Annotated in this window: 15 protein-coding genes and 1 riboswitch; of the genes, 8 read left to right on the top strand and 7 right to left on the bottom strand. The window is 38.0% G+C overall.

What is annotated here, in order from left to right:
• The first annotated feature begins 210 nt into the window (after nt 1–210).
• Both pdsR and pdsS read left to right on the top strand, forming a co-directional pair.
• Complete coding sequence (gene pdsR, locus H4J38_RS08440) at nt 211–924, top strand: proteobacterial dedicated sortase system response regulator (RefSeq protein WP_182131358.1); 714 nt, start codon at nt 211–213, stop codon at nt 922–924.
• Between the two features lie 6 nt (nt 925–930).
• Nucleotides 931–3,162 (top strand): proteobacterial dedicated sortase system histidine kinase, encoded by a 2,232-nt coding sequence (gene pdsS, locus H4J38_RS08435; protein WP_182131357.1) that lies wholly within the window; start codon nt 931–933, stop codon nt 3,160–3,162.
• 67 nt (nt 3,163–3,229) lie between these two features.
• Here the strand turns inward: pdsS and queE are convergent, their stop codons facing one another.
• Nucleotides 3,230–3,904 (bottom strand): 7-carboxy-7-deazaguanine synthase QueE, encoded by a 675-nt coding sequence (queE, locus tag H4J38_RS08430; protein ID WP_182131356.1) that lies wholly within the window; start codon nt 3,902–3,904, stop codon nt 3,230–3,232.
• A gap of 69 nt (nt 3,905–3,973) precedes the next feature.
• On the opposite strand from queE, the gene queC reads away from it, so the two are divergent.
• On the top strand, nt 3,974–4,630 hold the full coding sequence (queC, locus tag H4J38_RS08425) for a 7-cyano-7-deazaguanine synthase QueC (protein ID WP_182131355.1): 657 nt from the start codon (nt 3,974–3,976) through the stop codon (nt 4,628–4,630).
• 139 nt (nt 4,631–4,769) lie between these two features.
• On the opposite strand, the gene lysC is transcribed toward queC, so the two are convergent.
• Nucleotides 4,770–6,146 (bottom strand): lysine-sensitive aspartokinase 3, encoded by a 1,377-nt coding sequence (gene lysC, locus H4J38_RS08420; protein ID WP_182131354.1) that lies wholly within the window; start codon nt 6,144–6,146, stop codon nt 4,770–4,772.
• 262 nt (nt 6,147–6,408) lie between these two features.
• Nucleotides 6,409–6,599: riboswitch (Lysine riboswitch) on the bottom strand.
• Between the two features lie 235 nt (nt 6,600–6,834).
• On the opposite strand from lysC, the gene H4J38_RS08415 reads away from it, so the two are divergent.
• On the top strand, nt 6,835–7,587 hold the full coding sequence (locus H4J38_RS08415) for an ElyC/SanA/YdcF family protein (protein WP_182131353.1): 753 nt from the start codon (nt 6,835–6,837) through the stop codon (nt 7,585–7,587).
• 139 nt (nt 7,588–7,726) lie between these two features.
• On the opposite strand, the gene H4J38_RS08410 is transcribed toward H4J38_RS08415, so the two are convergent.
• Complete coding sequence (locus H4J38_RS08410; protein WP_182131352.1) at nt 7,727–8,485, bottom strand: Nif3-like dinuclear metal center hexameric protein; 759 nt, start codon at nt 8,483–8,485, stop codon at nt 7,727–7,729.
• A gap of 43 nt (nt 8,486–8,528) precedes the next feature.
• On the bottom strand, nt 8,529–9,290 hold the full coding sequence (locus tag H4J38_RS08405) for a class I SAM-dependent methyltransferase (RefSeq protein ID WP_182131351.1): 762 nt from the start codon (nt 9,288–9,290) through the stop codon (nt 8,529–8,531).
• Between the two features lie 60 nt (nt 9,291–9,350).
• On the opposite strand from H4J38_RS08405, the gene gloB reads away from it, so the two are divergent.
• On the top strand, nt 9,351–10,160 hold the full coding sequence (gloB, locus tag H4J38_RS08400) for a hydroxyacylglutathione hydrolase (protein ID WP_259365450.1): 810 nt from the start codon (nt 9,351–9,353) through the stop codon (nt 10,158–10,160).
• Between the two features lie 80 nt (nt 10,161–10,240).
• Nucleotides 10,241–11,893: a LysM peptidoglycan-binding domain-containing protein gene (locus H4J38_RS08395; RefSeq protein ID WP_182131350.1), complete on the top strand. Its 1,653-nt coding sequence runs from the start codon at nt 10,241–10,243 to the stop codon at nt 11,891–11,893.
• Between the two features lie 213 nt (nt 11,894–12,106).
• Here the strand turns inward: H4J38_RS08395 and H4J38_RS08390 are convergent, their stop codons facing one another.
• On the bottom strand, nt 12,107–13,297 hold the full coding sequence (locus H4J38_RS08390; RefSeq protein WP_182131349.1) for a hypothetical protein: 1,191 nt from the start codon (nt 13,295–13,297) through the stop codon (nt 12,107–12,109).
• A 357-nt stretch (nt 13,298–13,654) separates the two neighbouring features.
• Here H4J38_RS08390 and asnB point away from each other — a divergent pair, with 357 nt between their 5' ends.
• Together asnB and H4J38_RS08380 are read left to right on the top strand one after the other, a co-directional pair.
• On the top strand, nt 13,655–15,319 hold the full coding sequence (gene asnB / locus H4J38_RS08385) for an asparagine synthase B (RefSeq protein WP_182131348.1): 1,665 nt from the start codon (nt 13,655–13,657) through the stop codon (nt 15,317–15,319).
• Between the two features lie 333 nt (nt 15,320–15,652).
• Nucleotides 15,653–16,387: a hypothetical protein gene (locus tag H4J38_RS08380; RefSeq protein WP_182131347.1), complete on the top strand. Its 735-nt coding sequence runs from the start codon at nt 15,653–15,655 to the stop codon at nt 16,385–16,387.
• Nucleotides 16,388–16,515: 128 nt separating this feature from the next.
• Here the strand turns inward: H4J38_RS08380 and pyrD are convergent, their stop codons facing one another.
• Both pyrD and H4J38_RS08370 read right to left on the bottom strand, forming a co-directional pair.
• Nucleotides 16,516–17,529, bottom strand: coding sequence for a quinone-dependent dihydroorotate dehydrogenase (gene pyrD, locus H4J38_RS08375; RefSeq protein WP_182131346.1), 1,014 nt, complete (start codon nt 17,527–17,529; stop codon nt 16,516–16,518).
• Nucleotides 17,530–17,628: 99 nt separating this feature from the next.
• Nucleotides 17,629–22,470: an NAD-glutamate dehydrogenase gene (locus H4J38_RS08370; RefSeq protein WP_182131345.1), complete on the bottom strand. Its 4,842-nt coding sequence runs from the start codon at nt 22,468–22,470 to the stop codon at nt 17,629–17,631.
• Nucleotides 22,471–22,475 lie beyond the last annotated feature (5 nt).

Genomic DNA, 22,475 nt, shown 5'->3' with positions numbered 1-22,475 from the left:
GACTTAATTAGCTGCTTTGTTTTTGATGATGTTATTAAACCGCAGAAAAACGACGACTAAAGGACGCAAACATGGCAATTCAATGAGCAAATGTGGCAACATTATGGCAATTGCAACAATTAGCAGCATCAATGGCGTTTATTCGATATTATTTAACGCAGATATTCACGTAAATCTTACGTACTTGTATATAAAGGATAAGCAATAACCATGTCGAAACGGATCGCTATTGTTGAAGATGATGCCGCCATTAGAGAAAACTACGCAGATGTACTGCGCCTGCAAGGTTACCAAGTTCAAACTTATGCTAACAAAGCCACGGCGATGCAAGCGTTTAACTTACGCTTGCCTAATTTAGCCATTTTAGATATTGGTCTTGAGCACGAATACGATGCTGGGTTTGAGTTATGCCAATGGCTGCGTTCAAAGTCGACAACCTTACCCATTATTTTTCTAACCGCACGTGATAGCGATGTTGATACCGTGTCTGGCTTGCGCATTGGTGCTGATGACTATCTCACTAAAGATATTAGTTTGCCGCATTTGTCTGCGCGAATTGCCGCACTGTTTCGCCGCCAAGACGCTTTAGGTAAACCACAACAAGCTGACTATATGTTAACTATTGGACCATTAACCGTAGATAGTCAGCGTATGAGCATTCAATGGCAAAGTCAGCATGTAGAGTTAACCATTACCGAGTTTTGGATGCTATTCGCATTAGCTAAACATCCAGGGCATGTAAAAAATCGTAGTCAGTTAATGCAAGATTCAAAAATTTACGTTGATGACTCAACCATTACCTCTCATATCAAACGTATACGTAAAAAGTTCACTCATATTGATAGTGACTTTAATTGTATTGAAACGGTTTATGGCATGGGTTACCGCTGGAATCAAAGTTCAGTAGAAACTGCAGGTAGCTAAGAAAATATGGCAATGAAATGGCGTTTTGGCTTAAGAAGTAAGCTGCTATTATTATCAAGCTTTCTATTTACCATTCCTTGGTTTGGCTATCAATATGTTTGGGAAATGGAGAAATACCTAAGATATGGCCAAGAGCAAACCATAATCGGCACAGCAAGAGCGCTTGCAACCGCTATGCATGAGCGAGCTAACCTATTTAACAACCAAGCTAGCTTTTTACCCAGTGTTGAAAAAGGCAAAGACTTATACAGTTATGGCTTATCAGCGCCTATTCAACTCGATGGCTTGAATCAAGATTGGCCCGACTTTGCCAATAAGGCGCATTTTTATCAACAAAACAACCAACTTTATAGTCAATTAACGCCAGAGCAGCTTTCAATTAACTTTACAGCAGCTGTTGGCACTTATGGTAAATATCTATATTTATACTTTGCGGTAATTGACGATAATGTCATCTATCGAGACACCAATGCTCGCAGTATCACCAACAATGATCATTTAGAGCTCGCCTTTATCAATCCACAAGTCGTATTTAGTCGCTTTATTATTAGCAATAAAACCACTGGCTGGATAGACGCATACCGTATTACTGATATCAAAGATGATATTCCGGTTCCTGCAAGACAAATTCAAGGACATTGGCGCGATACACCACAAGGTTATAATGTTGAAGTTCGTGTACCATTGACTGAATTTAACGACAATATAGCCTTTGCCGTTCACGATGTTGATAGCCCATTGGGTGTAATTGAAGCATCACTTGGCTCGGCAGATCCAAGTTCTGGTGCAACGTTAGGCACTATTTTAGTGCCCTCGCCAGAAATCGAGCGTATCGTAAAAGGGATGAGCTATACCAACTCCAGCATTTGGGTTGTTGACCAACATCACCGGGTATTAGCCACAACTGGGAACATAAAAAAAGCCAGTGGTGTGTGGAATAAACGCGTTAATCTCAATAATGAACACATCGACAATGCAGATGACAATTTTATACTTGCGACCTGGCATACCGTTGAAAACAATATACTTAAGCCGTTGTATGAAAAAATACTCACCCAGCCACCGAGTAACTTTATCGATCAACTTTATGATTCAGAAAACCTCACGGGTAAACATATTGAAAGTGCTTTAGCGGGTGAGCCAATGTCACAATGGCGTTTAAGTACCGATCAACAAGCGGTAGTGCTATCAGCCGCCTACCCTATATTTATTGATGAACAGGTTAAAGGCGCGGTAATTGTTGAAGAAACGACTAATGGCATTCGTACATTAAGAAACCAAGCATTGGAAAAACTGTTCAGTTCTATCTTGGCTATTATGTTATTAGGCGCTTTAGCATTTTTCTTGTTTGCTTCACGTATTTCAAACCGGATCAGAACCTTAAGCAATCAAGCCGAAATGGCTATTGACGAACACGGGCGCATTAACGGTAATGTTGATACCTCGACTACCAATGACGAAATTGGCGATTTATCACGTAGTTTCTCAACCGCCGTTAACCGTCTTGGGCAATATAATCACTATTTAGAAAATATGTCTTCTCGTTTATCACATGAATTGCGCACGCCAATTGCTGTCGTGCGTACATCGTTAGAAACCTTAGCCATGCAGCAGCAAAGTACCAATACAACTCAGCAAGAAAATGATGATAACGTACCAAATTCATCGGTTGAAAATCCCTACTTAGTTCGTGCTCAACATGGTATTGAACGCTTAAGCTTAATTTTAACCAATATGAATGAAGCAACTCGCATTGAGCAAATGTTAGAGAACACCGAGAAAGCTTTGTTCGACTTGGGTCAAGTGTTCAACGGTTGCATGCAAGGTTATCGTCTGATCTATCCAAAAATTAACTTTTCGTTTAGCGAATTAGCCATAGGAAAGGTTCAAGTTTTAGGTTCTCCAGAGCATATCGCGCAGCTATTAGATAAAGTTATCGCCAATGCAGTTGAGTTTTCTGATGATGAAAATATTGTAGTCAGCGTTGAAAAATCTAATCACCTGGTCACGTTAGTTATTAGCAACAACGGTGAATTACTACCTAAAGAGATGAGTGAACAGCTATTTGACTCTATGGTATCCATCAGGAAGAAACACAATAATGAACAGCCACATTTGGGCTTAGGCTTGTATATAGCGCGATTGATATGTCAATTTCATAGCGGTACGATAAAGGCAGTAAATAAAAAAAATCAACAAGGCGTTGAAGTTATTATTTCACTGCCAATAACAAAATAACTTTTACCACTAAAGTGAACGTTAGAGTATTAAATTTATGTACTCTACTATGCTACTTTGATAGGTGCTATTCAATGCCAATGTATTTGTGAACTTGCACCGACAAGCGCCAGTTATTTTCAATACACGTGGCAATAGCAAGCTCGGTAGCGCGTTGCTTTTGGCTGATCGGTTGTAAGTAAATTTGTTTGTCTGCTACTTTATGCTCGGCCAATAATGCTTTTAAGTCGTCAATATGTTGCTCAGTTGCCACCGGATGCTTTATTTCATTGGCCCGTTGCATGGCACTGGCTAAAATTTCGTAACCGCCACGCATATTAACTTTGGGTGAAACCGTCACCCAACATTGCTCAGATACTCTAATTTCAAAGGTACCCGAAGTTTCAACCTGACAGCTATAACCTTGTGCTTCAAAATATAAACACAACTCGGTTAAATCTACCATGCAGGGTTCGCCGCCGGTGATCACTATATGTTTAGCTTTATAGCCCTGCTGACTAAATATTGCAGCTATATCATCTAAAGATAAATTCGACCATTGTTCGGTCTCTTCCGACTTATCTAGTAGTGTTTTGCTAGGGATCTCTAATTCAGGGTGAATGTCCCATGTATGCTTGGTATCGCACCAAGAACAACCTACAGGACAACCTTGTAAACGAAGAAAAATCGACGGTTGGCCGGTAAAAGAGCCTTCGCCTTGCAGAGTTTCAAACAATTCATTTATTTTATAACGTGTGGTCATTACTTTAATGCTTAGATAATTTCGAGTAGAATGCGCAAGTTTTTATTATACCTCAAGAGACCTGCAAATATGAGTAATAAAGTCGTAGTAATTTTTTCCGGTGGCATGGATTCATTCACTGTACTTCACCGTGCATTAAAAGACGGCAAAGAAGTCTATGCATTAACTTTTGATTATGGCCAAAAACACGTGAAAGAAGTTGCCAGTGCCAGTAAAGTTTGCCAGCAATTGGGTGTTGCTCATAAAGTTATTGATATTTCGGCAATTAACCAGTTATTAGCGGGTTCCTCTTTAACTGATGACATTGAAATCCCTGAAGGTCATTACGAAGCTGAAAGTATGAAATCAACGGTAGTACCTAATCGTAATATGATTTTGCTGTCATTGGCTGTGGGTTACGCTGTATCGGTAAAAGCTTCACAAGTTTATTATGGTGCACATTCTGGTGACCATGCAATTTACCCTGATTGCCGACCTGAATTTGTGATGAAGATGAATGATGTATGCAAAATTGCCAACTATGAAGCAGTTGAAATTTTTAGCCCGTATTTAACTAACAGTAAATCAGATATTTTAACTGATGGTTTAAATATGGGTTTACGTTACGATGATACTTGGACTTGTTACAATGGCCGCGAAAAGGCCTGTGGTAAATGTGGTGCATGCCAAGAACGCCTAGAAGCTTTTGCTGACAATAATGTAATTGACCCATTAGCATATGAGTAAAGCTTGCTACTCAATCTAGTTAAGTAAATTTTAAAAGCAAAAAGGGACAATTAGATGTCCCTTTTTATTATCTCGATTTACCTGTTTACATATCTCTATAAACTTTTAAACTTTAACAGCATTTCAGTTAGCTTCGAGCTTAGCTAGAAAACAAAGTATCATGCAATCGCTCAACTACTTGGTTAGCATCTGCTTCTGGAACTAAAAAGCAAAGGTTATGGTTACTGGCACCGTGACAAATCATGCGAATATTAAAATCATTTACTTTGTCAAAAATACTACTACCAACACCTTTAGTGCCATGAATTTTATTACCGATCACCGCAATTAAACTCAAACCATGTTCAACACTAACTTCACAAAGTTGTTCTAACTCTTCTACTACCGCTTTAGTTAACAACGCTTGGGTTGAGCCATGCGGATTATCAAAGGTTAGCGCGACACTAATTTCACTAGTGGTAATTAAATCAACACTTAATTGGTGTTTAGCTAATACGGTAAAAACTTTCGCTAAAAAGCCACTGGCATGCAGCATTTCAGGACTTTTTACCGTCACTAGGGTTTGTTCTCGACGTAGTGCAATTGATCGATAAGTAGGGTTAGAGTCAACTTGACGCTGTATTCTCGTGCCGCCGGCATCAGGCTCTTTACTTGAACCGACAAAAACAGGAATATCTTGCCTCATAGCAGGAATAAGTGTTGCAGGATGAAGTATTTTAGCGCCAAATGTTGCCATTTCAGCCGCCTCACCAAAACTTATTTCGTTAATAGAGCGCGCTTGATCTGTAATGCGAGGATCGGTAGTAAAAATGCCAACCACATCAGTCCAAATACTTAAATTGCTCGCTTCAATAGCCTCAGCTAACAATGCCGCACTGTAATCAGAACCACCTCGACCAAGTGTTGTCGTGTTTCCTTGTTGATCGCTACCGATAAAACCTTGTGTAACAATAACTTGTTCATTAAGTAAAGGTAACAGTAATGTTATAGCATTCGCGGCTAATTGCGCTAAATCAACTTGGGCTTTGCCGTACAAATCATCAGTTTTCATGACTTGGCGAACATCAAAATAATGGCCATTAACACCAACAGTTTGTAATACTTGAGCAAAAATATGGGAACTCAACTGTTCACCAAAACTTAAAATTTCATCACTGTTTTTCGTAGTGTGTTGCTTGGCTTGTTCATCAGCAAAGCAACGTAAAGATGCTAATAACGCTAATATTACGTTATTAATATTTTCTTGATTGGTAAAGTTTTTAGTTATCGCAAATTGAATATCGGCGATATTAGTAATAATTTGTTCTCGTTCACTTTGTGATACATCAGCTTGGCTTAAACGCACTAAATGATTAGTTACACCAGCACTTGCTGAAACCACCACTAAACGATTAGTGCTATTTTTTTTAATAATATCAGCGCAACGAAGCATGGCTTGATAATCAGCAACACTGGTGCCGCCAAACTTTGCAACGGTAATGTTATCAGCACTGACATGACTAACGACTACAGACATGCAAATTCTCCATAATTTCGAGCTTGGATGATTAAAAACCCAGGTCTATAGCGACATGAATATTTAGACAAATATGTGCCAACGCTATTGCGAAAATGGCTTGTAAGATAAGATGTTAACATAAAAATTCTTCCTAAACGCCTGCACTGCTATAGGTATTTCATAAAAAACAGCAAATTAAACAGGCAAATAACTAACAGGAAGAGCGTGACTGAGCGTAGAGCGAATGAGGTTAAGAAACCCGTTATTCAGGCGGTACTATTCAGCCAGAAGCTCTCCACCCTATGCTAAAAACATGTAATTTTTTAGCGGTGACAGCCCTAAGGATTCAGCCTTAGTAACCGAACATGATATGCCCCCATATCAATATTCTCGGCAATTGTCCCCATCAGTAACAGTCATAGGATTGGGTCCTCATGCTACTTACCTGGCAATTGCGCCTCTTCTGGTGCGAAAATTAAAACATTACCTCAATATTTTATTATTGATAACATCATTATAAAAATGGAGTAAAAATTCCAATTTTCAGCGCAGTTATTAGACCCTATCTAATATGAAATATCAACAGACTTTTAGACGTCCAAATAAATTAATTTCAATAAAAGTAGCTACTGCTATAACGTTACTTAATTGTTATGCTTTAATAGCTTGAAAACTTGAAATAATTCACCTATTTGGAATGTTTAATATGGACTTATTTTTACTGAAAAAAATCATCAGCCTATTGATAATGCCACTTAGCATTATCATCATACTGTTAATTACCGCCATTATTTTTTATCGTTTAAAACCAAAGCTTAGTTTTTCGGCGCTATTAACGGCTACCGCTTTATTGTTTTTCAGTGCCTTTCCGCCTTTATCAGATAGTATTATGGCGCCATTGGAAGATAATTATCCGGCTTTCACCCGAAGCAGTAAACCGGTTGACTATATTATTATTTTAGGTGGTTACCATACAACAGTTGAGGGTTTGCCAGTAACTAGTCAGTTAAATTCTAGTTCACTATCAAGATTGGTTGAAGCGATTCGTATATATCGGTTACATCCAGAGGCACAAATAATAACCTCAGGTTTTTCCGGTGGTGATGTCAGTTCAAACGCTGAAAAAGTTAAGCAAGCTGCTGTATTGTTAGGGGTTCCAGCAAATAGAATTATTACAGAGAATTTTCCACAAGATACTGAAGAAGAGGCACAGCTTATTGCGCCGCGAGTGATAAACAGAAATGTCGTGTTAGTCACTAGTGCTAATCATTTACCTAGAGCCATGGCTTACTTTGAAAAATATGGTGTAAATGCGATACCTGCACCGGCAAGCCCATGGGTGAAGAAAAATGATCTAACGCCATGGCAGTATTACTTACCGAGTGCAAAAAAACTGCAACAAACTACCAGTGCTTGGCATGAAACCCTTGGACGCATAGTGCAATGGATTAAAAGCTAACGGCTTATTAAACCATTTAGCTAAAGCTTAAAATTCACATAATGTACTGATAGCTAAGTAAAAAAACACAATCATAATAAGTAAGCATTATTTAGCAAACGGTATATTTAACTACTTACTTATTATGCTAATCCTGAACTTATGCTGGGTTATCAATATCAATAAACTTAGCTTCTATTGGCAAGTGTTGATTAAAATGTTCTGCTAATGCTTTAGCACCATAGCGCTCGGTGGCATGATGACCAGCGCAATAAAAATGAATGTCCATTTCTCGTGCAACATGAGTGGTTTGCTCAGAAACTTCACCACTGATAAAAGCATCGATGCCCTGCTCAGCCGCTAATTCAATATAGCTTTGACCACCACCACTGCACCAAGCAACGGTTTTAATCACTTTATTTGATGGCGGTGCTATGTGTAAGCAAGGTCGATTGAGTTTTTCACTAATGCGTTGCTCAAGCGTTTGTGGGCTAAGTTCAGTACTAAACTCACCACGAACAGCCACACTTAATGCATTGCCTACTTCTAATGGCGCAACTTTATCGATCGAAAATAACTTGGCTAATTGTGCGTTATTACCTAAGGTAGGATGAATATCTAAAGGTAAATGATAAGCAAATAAGCTGATATCATTTGCCAGTAAAGCTTTAATGCGCTTATGTTTCATGCCTCTGATCACATAACTTTCATTTTTCCAAAAAAAACCATGATGTACAACTAACGCATCGGCTTTTTCCGCAATTGCTTGTTCAATTAAGGCTTGTGTTGCTGTTACACCCGTGATTACTTTGCGAACCTTATCTCGCCCTTGAATTTGTAAGCCATTCGGACAAAAATCTTTAATTTGTTCTGGCTTTAATAAGGTGTTTAAATATTTTTCGAATTCATGAAGTTGCATTGGTTAATTCTGACCTTAAATATCTAGTTGTTATATTTTACAATTACTTGTTTAATTTTTTGATTGTTTTGTTTGATGAATTCATCGTAGGTACTTTTACCGGTTCAAAACGTGGCCTAAGTTGCCACTTTGCTTTAATTGGCGTTAGCGGCAATACCCGCTTTTTCGCAACAATCACATAAACAGAGCCTAAACTTGGGAAATAGCGTGCCGCTATATTATGCCAATGGTAACTAAAAGCTCCCTGAGTTAATTGCCCTGCTAACGACGAATGCAATAAACGTTTATCTAGTTGAATTTCAAAGCCCATCAAATGCAGCCAATCTTTAACTCGCATAGGTGAGAATAATCTTTCATTCCAAGGAGTTTGGTTGCGCCTGTATGGTATAAATTGATTAAAGCCTACTAAACTAAAGGGATTAAAACCTGTGATCACTAAATATCCGTTTGGAATTAACACACGGTTAGCCTCGCGAACAACATGGTGAGGATCTAAAGAAAACTCCAAAGCATGCGCTAACACACAAACATCTACACTGTGTTCCAATAAGGGTAAGTCATCAATTTCAGCGACAATATCAGCGCTTTTAAGCTCATTGGTTAAGGTTAGTTGATGTTTAATTGGACTGTCTGCACAATCGATTTCACCACTTAAAGCACCAATTTTAAGCATATGATAACCAAAGAATTTTGGCCACCAAGCGGCTAGTGCTTGATTTATATTGGTAACTATCAGGTCACCATTAGGTAAATGCTGCCAAGATTTTGGATAATCAGGGTGCCTAAACGCGAGTGCTGGTTTCATTATATTAAACGAAAGAAAAAATGAGTATAATCATAGCTTCAGTATACTCAGGAGCCGCACATGCTGCAAAGTCAAAGCACAACTAATATGAAAGTTTCCATGATAAAGGCCTTTTCAGATAATTATATATGGGCAATTTCGTCGAACTTAGGTCAAAAGATGGCCCTAGTTGACCCAGGTGACGCCAATGTTTGCATTGAGTTTATTGAGCAAGAACAAATGCAGTTATCAAGTATTTTGATCACTCATCATCATGCAGATCATATTGGTGGCATAAACAAACTCGTCGAGTACTGCAAAAACAAGCAATGGCCGTTGACTATTTATGGCCCTGAAAGTGAAAACATTCCTCATTGTGACGTTGCGCTAAATGACAGCCATACCGTAAAATTGTCTGATTTAGACTTGGAATTTTCTATTATTGATCTTCCTGGTCACACTAGCGGCCATATTGCCTATTTAGCACAAGACAACTTATTTTGTGGCGACACTCTATTTTCAGGCGGTTGTGGTAGACTTTTCGAAGGTACCCCAAGCCAGATGCTATCATCACTAGAAAAGCTTAGCGCATTACCTGAGTGCACCCGCGTATATTGCGCACATGAATACACTCAAGCTAACCTTAACTTCGCCCTCACTGTTGAACCCTGTAATACAGAGTTAGTTCATTATTATAATCAAGTGTTACAAAAGCGCGAACAAGGGATAGCGACTATTCCAACATCAATTATGCTTGAAAAGAAAATCAATCCGTTTATACGCTGCCATGAGGCTAGTTTGATGACAAGCGCTGGTGAGTATAGTGAAGATACTGTAAATGATAAATTAAAAGCTTTTACTATTATTCGTGCTTGGAAAGACAATTTCTAAGTCGCTTTTAATTTCGCAAATCTTGAATAACAGCCCTAAATAAGTGACACTGACGCTAAGTGAACTTAAATAGACATTGCATGAAGTATATAACATTATCTATAGCAACCATTCTCCTGTTGTCTGGTTGCCAATCAATATTAAATCAAACTGAGTCGAATAATCTCGAAATACACTCAGACACTCAAACACTTATCGATGTAGCATCAGCGACAGAAATTAACCAAGCGTTACTAGTTGATGAAGCTATTGACGTTATTCATCCCATTGCCGACGGTAATATAGATTTGGGCAATGACGAACAAGAAAGTTACTTGTCGAATGATGTTTGGCAACGAATTCGTAGCAACCTCGAGTTTTCAATACCAGATAACCCTCGTGTTACTAGCCAACGTAATTGGTTTGTTAAGCACCCTACCTACCTAGACCGCGTAGCGAAACGTGCAGAGCCCTTTTTGTTTTATATCGTTGAAGCTCTAGAAGCTGCCGATATGCCAGTTGAAATTGCCTTATTACCCATTGTTGAAAGCGCTTTTGATCCCTTTGCTTACTCACATGGTCGCGCTTCAGGTATGTGGCAATTTGTCCCCGGCACAGGAAAACGCTTTGGGATGAAGCAAAATTGGTGGTACGACGGACGTCGTGACATTGTTGCCTCAACTGAAGGTGCTATTAAGTATTTAAAATACTTAAACAAGTTTTTCGATGGAGATTGGATGCTAGCACTTGCTGCTTACAATTCAGGTGAAGGACGAGTAAGACGTGCGGTTAGAAGTAATAAAAAGAAAAATCTACCTACCGACTTTTGGTCTTTAGATTTACCGAAAGAAACCCGTGCTTATGTGCCTAAATTATTAGCGTTAGCTGACATAGTTAGACGTAGCGATGAGTTTAAAATTAAATTGCACGAAATTGAAAATAGCTCGGTGATCAGTCAAGTCGATATTGGTTCACAACTTGATTTAGCAAAAGCAGCGCAATTGGCAGACTTGAGCTTAATCGAGTTACAGCGGCTCAACCCAGGGTTTAATCGTTGGGCGACCGATCCAGACGGCCCACACTATTTATTACTGCCCAACCATAAAATAGATACATTTAAACAAGGTCTTGCAAAATTAAGCAAAAAAGATCGTTTAGCTTGGCAACGCTACAAAATTAAAAACGGTGATAATTTAGGTGAAATAGCGCAAAAATTTAATACTGAAATAGCGTTAATAGAACAAGTTAATAACATTAAAGGTGGTCAGATAAGAGCAGGTAAATTTTTATTAATTCCTGTTGCTACTGCGTCATTAGACAGTTATCTACTGTCACAAAACCAACGTTTAGCCAAAACACAAAGTAAAGTACTGGCGGGTGAAAAACGTATTCATATTGTTAAATCTGGCGACACCTTATGGGACATCAGTCGCGCTTACAATGTTTCTACTCGTAGCATTGCAAAATGGAACGCCATGGCGCCTAGAGACACCATTAAACCCGGTCAAAAACTGGTTATTTGGCAAAAAACAGCGGTTAAGAAACTTACTTTAAATACCATGACTCCAAGCGAGAAAGCGATAATGCGCAACATTCATTATCGTGTACGAAAAGGTGATTCTTTTGCCCGTATAGCCGACAAGTTTAATGTGAAGATTAAAGATATAGAACTTTGGAATAGTCTGAATCGTAATAAATACTTACAACCAGGACAAATGTTAAAACTATCGGTTGATGTCACTAATAATATTTAGCACGCTATTACTAATATTATTATGATGACAGTAAGCATATTTAGCTGAAAACCATGAGTTTACAAGCTTTAACTAGCCATTATTAGTAACAAAGTAGGACATAAAAAACGCTAACTTAGTTAGCGTTTTTTTGTGTTGAAATAAAGCATTGGTGAGCTTTTCGACTCTGTTTTTAACGGGTTCTTTTATTGTTAAAGCTTATAAAGTCAATCGTTATAAATCTGCAACACCTTGGGTAATAATACTTTTCGCTTGATTAACAATATTCATGAGCGCTTGTTGGTCAAAGGCTTTAATTTTCGGAGTATGAATATGGCCTACCGGTAACGTTAAATTATATTGGTCTCGCAATAATATGCTGCGATATGAGATCTCGTTTGAAAGATATCCACCACCAGATCCGCTTACCGAAGTTTGTTTTACTATATCGGAAAGTGCTTTGCCATTGAATGTACCACCAGATAAAGTCGATATTGTTCGATTATCGTTAACCTGATATTTTCCTGCCCCCTTTAACATTGATGATATAGGTAAGCTAAACTCAACAAATTCAGGCCCTTGCAACGCAGAGTTATTTAACTTAGGCACTATTGGATTATTTTTCGTCGCGCCGGTTAACACATTAAGATTATCAGGGGCATTAGCACTGCGTCTTAATGCAGGAAAACGTTCTAAATCGAAGTTTTCTCTTCCCATACTGATAGTTAGTACCATATCAACCGATTTATTTTGGATATAAGGAGCTAATAACTCTTCAATCATGCCTTGATCAAAATCGGCAAATCGCACGGGTACAATCAACACCTCAATTTCGGCGGTCTGCCCTTCAATGCTTACCACTAAATCATCCAAAGATAGTGCCACAACCCCTGAAGGGTTACTTTGGTCGATATGACGGTCAAGAAAAAAGGGATCAAAACCTGTCAGTAATATTTTTTTATCTGCTTTTTTATCAAACTTTACATCCTTTTGACCACGCGATAACAACTCAAAGGTCCATAACAATTTACGTTGCTGATTAGGAAATAATTCGCCAAACGCTTTTGCAGTGCGCAACGCTTTGCTCATTTGTAAGCGCGCCCAATACAAAGGTCTGTCGTCAAAGTCATTCAATTGATTAAATGATTTTTTCTGATCTAACCATAAGCCTTTGCCATGTCGAATAACTAATTGGGTTAATACCGTATAGTTAGTCGCTTTATTTAGCTGACTAGCAAAATCATCAACACGTGCTGATAATCTAAACGCAACATTTGGCAATGATTTAAGTGCTTTATCAATACGCAATTCTTCAACAGTTAATTCAACGTGGTTAATTACGGCACTATTCGCGCATAAACTTAAGCCGAGTGATATTGCGACGACACAAGTCTTTATTTTTATTTTATTTACAATTTTTAACATTGATAGCTCTTACTTATGATTAAGTTTAATTCAAACAACAAACTTTTTCTTTTCTTATCATTGATATAGTATTTTCATTCATTGATATACTAATGTATCTGTTTTTTTAAAACTAGCGATTATTATCGCACTTAAAACTGTGATTATGCGCATTTATCAAATTAGAGTAAAAATACTATTGATTTATTATCAAATACTGTCAAAGTGTCACAACAGCATTACTGCTGAGCGATATATTTTCTGTAAACATTATCATGCTTATCTCGAGATATTACCGCATCGTACATTTCAGTAAACATACTGAAGCGTATTAACCACATAATTTGTCATTAATAAATATAAAGGGGTAGCACTTCAATGTGTTCGATATTTTGTATATTAGATATTAAAACGGGTGCAGACGCACTTCGTCCTAAAGCTTTAGAATATTCTCGCTTACTTCGTCATCGTGGTCCAGATTGGTCTGGTATCTACAACAACGACCATGCAATTTTAGTTCATGAACGTTTGTCGATTGTCGATACTGAAAATGGCGCTCAACCATTATATAATACAGACAAAACAAAGGTTTTAGCTGTTAATGGTGAAATTTATAACCATAAAGTTTTGGCCAACCAGCATACACCTGATTATGCTTTTCAAACCGCTTCTGATTGTGAAATTATCATTCCAATGTTTGAAAAATTTGGTAGCGATTTTGTCGATAAACTCCAAGGCATGTTCGCCTTTTGTTTATACAACGAGGTAGACAATAGCTATTTAATTGCTCGTGATCACATGGGCATTATTCCACTTTACACTGGTTATGACGCTGAAGGTAACTTTTATGTAGCCTCAGAAATGAAAGCGTTAATGCCTATTTGTAAAACGGTAGCAGAGTTTCCTCCTGGTCATATTTTAGATAGCAGAGTTGGTAAAGTTGAAAAATATTACCAACGCAACTGGCAAAAGTACTCGGCAATAAAAGATAACAATACCAGTAAAGAAAAAATACGCGAAGCATTAGAAGATTCAGTTAAAAGCCATTTAATGACTGATGTTCCCTACGGCGTATTACTGTCGGGCGGTTTAGACTCTTCGTTAATCTCTGCTATTACGCAAAAATTTGCCGCTAGGCGAATCGAAGAAAACGACTTGTCTGAAGCATGGTGGCCTAAAGTGCATTCTTTTGCCTGTGGCTTAGCGGGCTCGCCAGATTTAATTGCAGCAAAAACAGTTGCCGACAGCATAGGTACAATTCATCACAGTGTTATATTCACCGAGCAAGAAGGCATCGATGCACTCAAAGAAGTGATATATCACCTAGAAACTTACGATGTAACCACTATTCGTGCCTCTACGCCTATGTATTTAATGGCAAGAAAAATAAAAGCCATGGGTATTAAAATGGTACTTTCTGGTGAAGGTGCTGATGAAATATTCGGTGGTTATTTATATTTCCACAAAGCACCAAATGCTGAAGAGTTTCATAACGAGTTATTACGCAAACTTGATAAATTACACATGTTTGATTGCCTGCGTGCTAACAAATCTATGTCAGCATGGGGTATTGAAGCACGAGTACCCTTCTTGGATAAAAACTTTATGGATGTTGCCATGCGCATTAATCCTGAAGACAAAATGTGTGGCAACGGTAAAATGGAAAAAGCTATTTTACGTTCATCTTTTGAAGGTTACTTACCAAAAGAAATTTTATGGCGTCAAAAAGAGCAGTTTTCTGATGGGGTTGGTTACTCATGGATTGACGGTTTAAAACAGCATGTTGAAGCTCAAGTAAGCGACCAACAACTAGCAAGCGCTGAATTTAAGTTTCCAGTTAATACACCCGACACTAAAGAAGCTTACTTCTACCGTACTATTTTCGAAGAGCACTTTCCTCTCGCATCTGCGGCAGAATGTGTTCCTGGCGGTAAGTCAGTAGCTTGTAGTACACCAGAAGCGTTAGCCTGGGATGAAAGTTTCGCTAACATGGCGGATCCTTCTGGTCGAGCAGTGCAAAGTGTTCATAATGATAGTTACTAATACTGACTAATTAAGACACCTTATACTTCAAGATGAAAAACCGGCTAATATGCCGGTTTTTTTGTACAAATATACTAAATATTATAAAGTTCTTCGCAACTTGCTATGATACCAATGAGATTAGTTAGATGTGCTACTTTTTCATGATGATAAATCGATAAATACAAAGCATATAATTTAGTAAGTAATTATTCGCTTTTTAAATTTTATTATCTTGTAATTTTTATTTATTAGCATTAAAAATAAGCGGATAATTAATCAACTTGGTATTATTCCAAATAATAAATTCATTAATTCAATTGGTGTTATAGCCATTGTTAGTAGGATGCTCTCTTGTCAAATCGTGTAGAACCAGAATTTCCAACAATTGCTATCGATCAAGATCAAGTTAAGGTAGCTCGTGATCCCGCTCCTAAAGTAAAAAAATCCGATAATTCTCGGATAACGGCTAAGGATAATAAGTCATCTACTTTGGCGCAAACATTATTCATGTTGATGCCTTACGTCGCTCTAGCTGGCTCGGGTTGGTATTTTTATCAACAACATCTTAACGTAGAACAGCTACTAGAATCGAGTTCAGGGCGGATTCAACTGCTAGAAAACCAGCTCTCAGCTACCGGTGAAGAAATGGGAGAGTCTACAATAGCTTTAAAGATTAAATTAGAGTCCATAAGCGAGAAAACAGAATTACTCTTATCTGAAATGGATAAACTATGGGCATCAGCTTGGCGAAAAAATCAAAAAGAAATTAAAGAATTAAACTCACAAAGTATGAAAATGGTGCAACAGCAGGATAAAAATACTGACACACTTAGTGATTTAAAAGATAAGATTACCGCGACAGAGTTTTCAATAAACGCTATTTCTGAACAAATGATTGCGGCCAGCAGCTTAAAAGACGAACTAAAAAAATTATCGTCTCAGTTCAATACTTTAGATGCCAATGCTAAAAGCCGTGATAAACAGCAAATGTTTACCGCGACTACGGTCAACGAATTTGATACCAGCTTACAGTTACTACTAGAACGAATGGAGCGTTTAGAAGCTATATTAGCTAGCAAGTCTTAATCGGCTATTCAGCTTTCATTGGTTATTAATAATTATATCCATCAATAATAAAAAGGTCATCAACTGATATAGTTGATGACCTTTTTTATCTCTCACAGTTATTAAGCCGCAAATAACTCACTACGGATTTATTTTAGTGTTTGAACAATTTCTTTAATCAATTGCGGACCTTGGTAAATAAAACCAGTATAAACTTGTATTAGCTTTGCACCTGCATCTATTTTTTCTTGGGCATCAGCACCTGAAGCAATACCACCGACACCAATAATAGGTAGTTTATTATCAAGCGCGATGGCAAGTAATTTGATAACTTCGGTACTTTTATCTTTAACCGGTGCGCCACTTAATCCACCCTGTTCATTACCAAAGGGTAAATGTGACACCTTATCGCGGGCTAAAGTGGTATTAGTGGCAATAACACCGTCAATATTATTGGCAATTAAACATTCTGCAATAGACTTTACTTCTTCTGGGTTTAAATCTGGGGCTATTTTTACCGCAACAGGTACGTACTTGCCGTGTTTCTCTGCTAATGCTGTTTGTTCAGTTTTTAATGCTGATAACAATTCATCTAGCGCGTCGCCATATTGTAATGAGCGCAAACCAGGTGTGTTAGGTGATGATATATTTACCGTAATATAAGTGGCGTAGTCATAAACCTTTCGCATGCAATGAATATAATCATCTTTTGCATTTTCATCTGGCGTATCTTTATTTTTACCTATGTTTATGCCCAAAACGCCGCTGTACTTAGCTTTTATTACTTGATCTACGAGATAATCAACACCTTTATTATTAAAACCCATGCGGTTAATAATAGCGTTAGCTTCCGGTAACCTAAAGATTCTGGGTTTGTCATTACCTGGCTGAGGTTTTGGTGTTACTGTACCTACTTCAATGAAGCCAAAGCCTAGGGCTTCAAAGGCTTTAATGCACTCACCATTTTTATCTAGTCCTGCAGCTAAACCCACTGGATTAGGAAATTTTATACCCATAATTTCTACAGGTTTATTCGGTACAGTTTGCTTATAAAGCATATTAAACGGAGTAGCGCCAGTTGCTTTAAAACCTTTAATCGTCAACTCATGAATTGCTTCTGGATCGAATTTAAAAAACACCTTACGAATAGCTGAGTAAAACATAACACCTCTTTAATTAACTAACTGCTTATACTTTCAATTGATTCATAAGCATAAACTTGATGACAAAAAAATCCCCGCTCTTGGCGGGGATCTTAACACTTATTTCACTGGGTCGCAGTGCAAACTTAACAACATCAATTCTCGTAAGGCTACCGAGAATTTGGCAAACTCATGCGTTTTGCCAATTCTAAAGTCTGCCAAAATATGCTGCCAACGCTCAAGTGGTTGGGCACTATCGTTAAACCAATTATTCAACATTTCATCAACGTCAGTAGAGTTTTGATTACCCCGTAAGATCACCGAAGTTAATGAACGTTGTTGCCAATCGAGTTCTTCTCTGAATGATGCTCTTGCAAGCGCTTGCCAGTGATTAGAAACCGGCTGAGAAGTAATTTGATCTAGGAACCAATGAAGATCTAATCTCGCACCCAATTTAAAATAAAGATCGGTTGCTAGTTCAGTAGGCACAGCTTCAGATTTTGAAATTTCTGCAAGATCCATGACTGAGAACAAGGTGCTCAGTAAAGAAATTCTTAACGCTATCTGCTCAGGCACCCCTGCTTTAATTAAATCATTTTCCACACGTTTAATTTGCGCCGCTTCTTTTTCAACCATATAACTTGTAATGTTGCTTGAAAGCGCTACAAATGTTGCATGATAAAATTCAATTGATTGAGCAATATTAAACGATTTATTACGATGACGTAGGAACCAACGCGTAGCGCGACGAACAGTTCTTCGTAACTGAAATAGCATTTCTGTTTGGATCGAGGTAGAAATCATATTATCCAAATCGCTGATTTTTTTCCAAATATCAGACAATTCAAATACGGCACACGCCATGGTATAGCAATTAGCAATTTCTGATGTTGTTGCACCCGTTTCTGCTTTCATGCGATGGACAAAGTTAAAGCCCATATCATTACCAATATTATTAGCTAATTGCGTTGCTATAATTTCTGCTCGCAGTGGATGATCTTGCATTTGAGCACTGTAATTATCTTGTAGCAGTTTTGGAAACGCTTTAATAAGTAAGCTTTGATGAAATTCGTTATCTGAAATTTCAGGGCAAACAAGCTCTTCTTTTAGTACCATTTTGCTATAAGCAAGTAACACAGAAAGCTCAGGACGTGTTAAACCTTTACCTAAAGCTAAACGTTCAGCAATGTCTTCATCACTTGGAATAAACTCTAGGGCTCTATCTAATTTGCCTGAACGCTCTAATTCAGTAATAAATTGAGATTGTTCTTTTAACTGACCGCCACCACGTAATTCTGTGATAGACAATGAGTGAGTTTGACGATAACAATCATCAATTACGATATCACCTACTTCGTCTGTCATATCATAAAGAATTTTATTACGCTGCTTAACGGTTAAATCACCGTTTTGTACTAAACCATTTAATAAAATTTTGATGTTAACTTCGTTATCTGAACAATCAACACCACCGGCATTATCAACCGCATCAGTATTAATTCGACCACCTTTGGCACCAAATTCTATGCGACCCAATTGAGTTAAACCTAAGTTACCGCCTTCGCCCACTATTTTGGCATTTAGGTCAGCACCATTAATACGTAATGCATCATTTGCTCTATCACCTACTTCTAGATGTGTTTCTTTAGAGCCTTTAACATAGGTACCAATACCGCCGTTCCACAATAAATCAACCTGCATTTTCAATATGGATTGCATCAAATCGATTGGCGACATGTTTTGTTTTTGCGTGCCAAGCATTTTTTTGATTTGCGGGGTTAATTTAATAGATTTTGAATGGCGACTAAATATTGCTCCGCCTTCAGAAATTAGCTCTTTATTGTAATCTTCCCAAGTACAGCCAGGTAAATTAAATAATCGTTCACGTTCTATATATGAACTAGCAGCATCTGGATTTGGGTCAATGAAAATATGCATGTGATTAAACGCAGCCTGCAAACGGATATGCTTTGAAAGCAACATACCATTACCAAAAACATCACCCGCCATGTCACCGATAGCAATACAGGTAAAATCGGTTGACTGACAGTCGACATCCATTTCACGGAAATGACGTTTCACAGACTCCCAGGCGCCTTTCGCGGTAATACCCATAGCTTTGTGGTCGTAACCTACACTGCCACCTGAAGCAAAGGCATCGCCCATCCAAAAATTATATTCTTCAGAAATAGCATTCGCGACATCAGAGAAAGTTGCTGTACCTTTGTCAGCAGCTACCACCAAATATGGGTCATCTTCGTCTAAACGAACAACATTTACTGGCGGTACAATTTCACCTTCGATGATATTATCGGTAATATCTAATAAACCACGAATAAAGGTGCGGTAACACTCTTTACCGGCTTCAAAAATTTCATTTCTGTCACCGTCAGGCAATTGCTTACAAACAAAGCCACCTTTGGCACCTACCGGCACAATAACCGTATTTTTAACTTGTTGGGCTTTTACTAAACCTAAAACTTCCGTGCGGAAATCTTCACGACGATCAGACCAACGCAAACCACCACGGGCAACTTTACCGCCGCGTAAATGTACGCCCTCAACTTGAGGAGAATAAACAAAAATTTCAAATGCTGGCACAGGTAGTGGAACATCAGAAATTTGTGAAGGTAATATTTTAAATGAAATGTATGATTTTTCGCCGGTAACTGGGTGCGGCTGAAAATAGTTAGTACGAATAGTGGCATTAACCATCTCAACAAAGCGACGAATAATACGGTCATCATCTAAACTAGCTACACTGTCTAAAGAAGACTCAAGGCTAGTGTGTACTTTCTCAATCGCTTTTTCATTTGACTTTTTAGTTGGGGTAAAACGTAATTTAAAAAGTTTAATCAATAACTTAGCGATACTTGGATAACGAGCAAAAGTATCTTCAATATAACTCTGGCTAAAGGTACCACCAATTTGACGTTCATATTTAGCATATGCACGTACAATTGATACTTCACGACCGCCCAATTCAGCGCCTAAAATTAAACGGTTAAAGCCATCGTCTTCTAACTTACGAGCCCATACTTTAGCAAAGGCGTCTTGGAATAAGCTTTGAACAATCTCTAAATTGAATTTACCTTTGCCGGTAAGTAACATTGAGAAATCTAAAATCCAATAAACTTCACCGCTTTCAGCTTTTACTGCATAAGGACTTTCACCAATTACGCGTAAACCAAAGTTTTCTAACATCGGTAAAACATCTGACAAATGCAAGGGCTCGCCAGAGTGGAACAACTTTAATTTCACAAAGCGGCTATTGGCATCTTCCTCTTGTGGTTGATAAAACAACATTTCAAGTTTGTTATCGTCAGATAAAGCTTCAAATTTTTCAATATCTACGATGGCTGTGCCAGGTAAAACTTCGTCTTTGTAAGCTTGTGGAAAGCTGGTATATTTTCTACTTAACGCTTTACCTTTCGCTTCACCTTTGTGCGAGTTTAAGGCATCGGCTAAATTATCATCCCAACTGCGTGCAGCATGATTTAAATTCTTTTCAATATCTTTCACATTAATGTCTGCTTTTGTCGAATTAACTCTAACGATATAGTGCGTACGTGCTTGTGCTGATTCTGAGAAGTAAGTGGTAAACTCTACTTCTTCATTGCTACCTAATGCTTCTTGTAGCAGTTTTTGAGTGTTAATACGCAACGCGGTGTTATAACGTTCACGTGGTACATAAACCATACAAGAGTAAAAACGGTTGAAAGCATCACGACGCATAAACAAACCGGAATAATCACGCTCTTGCATTTGGAAAATACCCATAACATTTTTCAATAATTCAGCAGGTGAACTTTGTAAAATTTCATCTCTTGGGTAAGTTTCGAGTATGTTGATTAACGCTTTGTAAGCATGGGTGCCTTGAGCGAAACCTGAGTCGTTACAAGCACTGATCACTTTAGATTTTATTAAGGGTAAATCTAAAGCGCTATTCGTGTAATAAGCTGAACCAAATAAACCAACAAAACGCTCTTCGCCTATAACATTACCTTTATCGTCGAAACGCTTGATGCCAATATAATCAAGATGAGCCGGACGATGTACACGTGACTTAGCATTAGTTTTCGTTAAAACTAGTAAATTTTTACCTAAGGCGATTTCGCGTGCTGATTCGCTCAGACCAGACATAAGACGCTCTTTGGTGCCGTCATATTGGTTCATTAAGCCTAAGCTAGTTTTAACATCCGCCTCTAATGCCATATCACCTTTTAAGGTTTTAATATGGTACGCGCGATAACCTAATAAGGTGAAATTGTCGGCTAATATCCATTCTAGAAAGTTAATACTGTCGCTATGTTCTGCTTTTGAACAAGGTAAATTCGCCTGTTTCACGTCCTCAATAACACTACTTAAACGTGCTTTCATTGGCTGCCAATCGTTTACTGTTACAGCAATGTCACTCACTACTGAATGTAATTCTTTGGCGATACTTGTTAACACTTTAGTGTCATTTTGACGATCAATTTCAATAAAAAATACAGTTTCAACCGACGTTGACTTGAACGTCTGATCAACCGAAGAAGAAAGTTTGGTAATTTTTTTACTTTTATCGCGAACAATTTTTATTGGCGAATTAAGCATTAAATGTGGGGTTAGGTTTAATCGACTTAAGGCAATACGCACAGAATCGACTAGAAATGGCATATCTCGAACTATAATTTCGATAATGGTGTGGCTAGATTTCCAACCATTTTTTGATACCTGTGGATTAAACACTTTAATCACAGGTTTATCATCTTGATGATCGTTTAATGTATTCCAAAGACTTAGCGTGGCACCGTACATGTCACTGTCATTTCTATGTTCTAAATCTAAAGTTGAAATATTTTTATAAAGCAACTCAGCAAATTGATTGACAAGGGGAGCTGTTGCCGCTGGAACTTTTTTTTGTATTAACTGTGCTACGTTCGAAAGTATCACTGAAGGTAAACCGTCTACTAACGCCATGCCTT

Origin of the sequence: Colwellia sp. BRX10-3 (assembly GCF_014077505.1) — a bacterium.
Lineage (GTDB): Bacteria > Pseudomonadota > Gammaproteobacteria > Enterobacterales > Alteromonadaceae > Cognaticolwellia.
The sequence above is the reverse complement of the archived record's forward strand: the minus strand, read 5'-3'. Positions and strand labels throughout refer to the sequence as shown.

Bases quoted from the DNA above. Each gene is read 5' to 3' on its own strand.
- H4J38_RS08390 (WP_182131349.1), bottom strand. From the start codon at position 13,297: ATGTTAAAAATTGTAAATAAAATAAAAATAAAGACTTGTGTCGTCGCA.
- queE (WP_182131356.1), bottom strand. From the start codon at position 3,904: ATGACCACACGTTATAAAATAAATGAATTGTTTGAAACTCTGCAAGGC.
- H4J38_RS08395 (WP_182131350.1), top strand. From the start codon at position 10,241: ATGAAGTATATAACATTATCTATAGCAACCATTCTCCTGTTGTCTGGT.
- gloB (WP_259365450.1), top strand. From the start codon at position 9,351: ATGCTGCAAAGTCAAAGCACAACTAATATGAAAGTTTCCATGATAAAG.
- asnB (WP_182131348.1), top strand. From the start codon at position 13,655: ATGTGTTCGATATTTTGTATATTAGATATTAAAACGGGTGCAGACGCA.
- pdsS (WP_182131357.1), top strand. From the start codon at position 931: ATGGCAATGAAATGGCGTTTTGGCTTAAGAAGTAAGCTGCTATTATTA.
- H4J38_RS08410 (WP_182131352.1), bottom strand. From the start codon at position 8,485: ATGCAACTTCATGAATTCGAAAAATATTTAAACACCTTATTAAAGCCA.
- pdsR (WP_182131358.1), top strand. From the start codon at position 211: ATGTCGAAACGGATCGCTATTGTTGAAGATGATGCCGCCATTAGAGAA.
- queC (WP_182131355.1), top strand. From the start codon at position 3,974: ATGAGTAATAAAGTCGTAGTAATTTTTTCCGGTGGCATGGATTCATTC.
- H4J38_RS08405 (WP_182131351.1), bottom strand. From the start codon at position 9,290: ATGAAACCAGCACTCGCGTTTAGGCACCCTGATTATCCAAAATCTTGG.
- pyrD (WP_182131346.1), bottom strand. From the start codon at position 17,529: ATGTTTTACTCAGCTATTCGTAAGGTGTTTTTTAAATTCGATCCAGAA.
- lysC (WP_182131354.1), bottom strand. From the start codon at position 6,146: ATGTCTGTAGTCGTTAGTCATGTCAGTGCTGATAACATTACCGTTGCA.
- H4J38_RS08415 (WP_182131353.1), top strand. From the start codon at position 6,835: ATGGACTTATTTTTACTGAAAAAAATCATCAGCCTATTGATAATGCCA.
- H4J38_RS08370 (WP_182131345.1), bottom strand. From the start codon at position 22,470: ATGGCGTTAGTAGACGGTTTACCTTCAGTGATACTTTCGAACGTAGCA.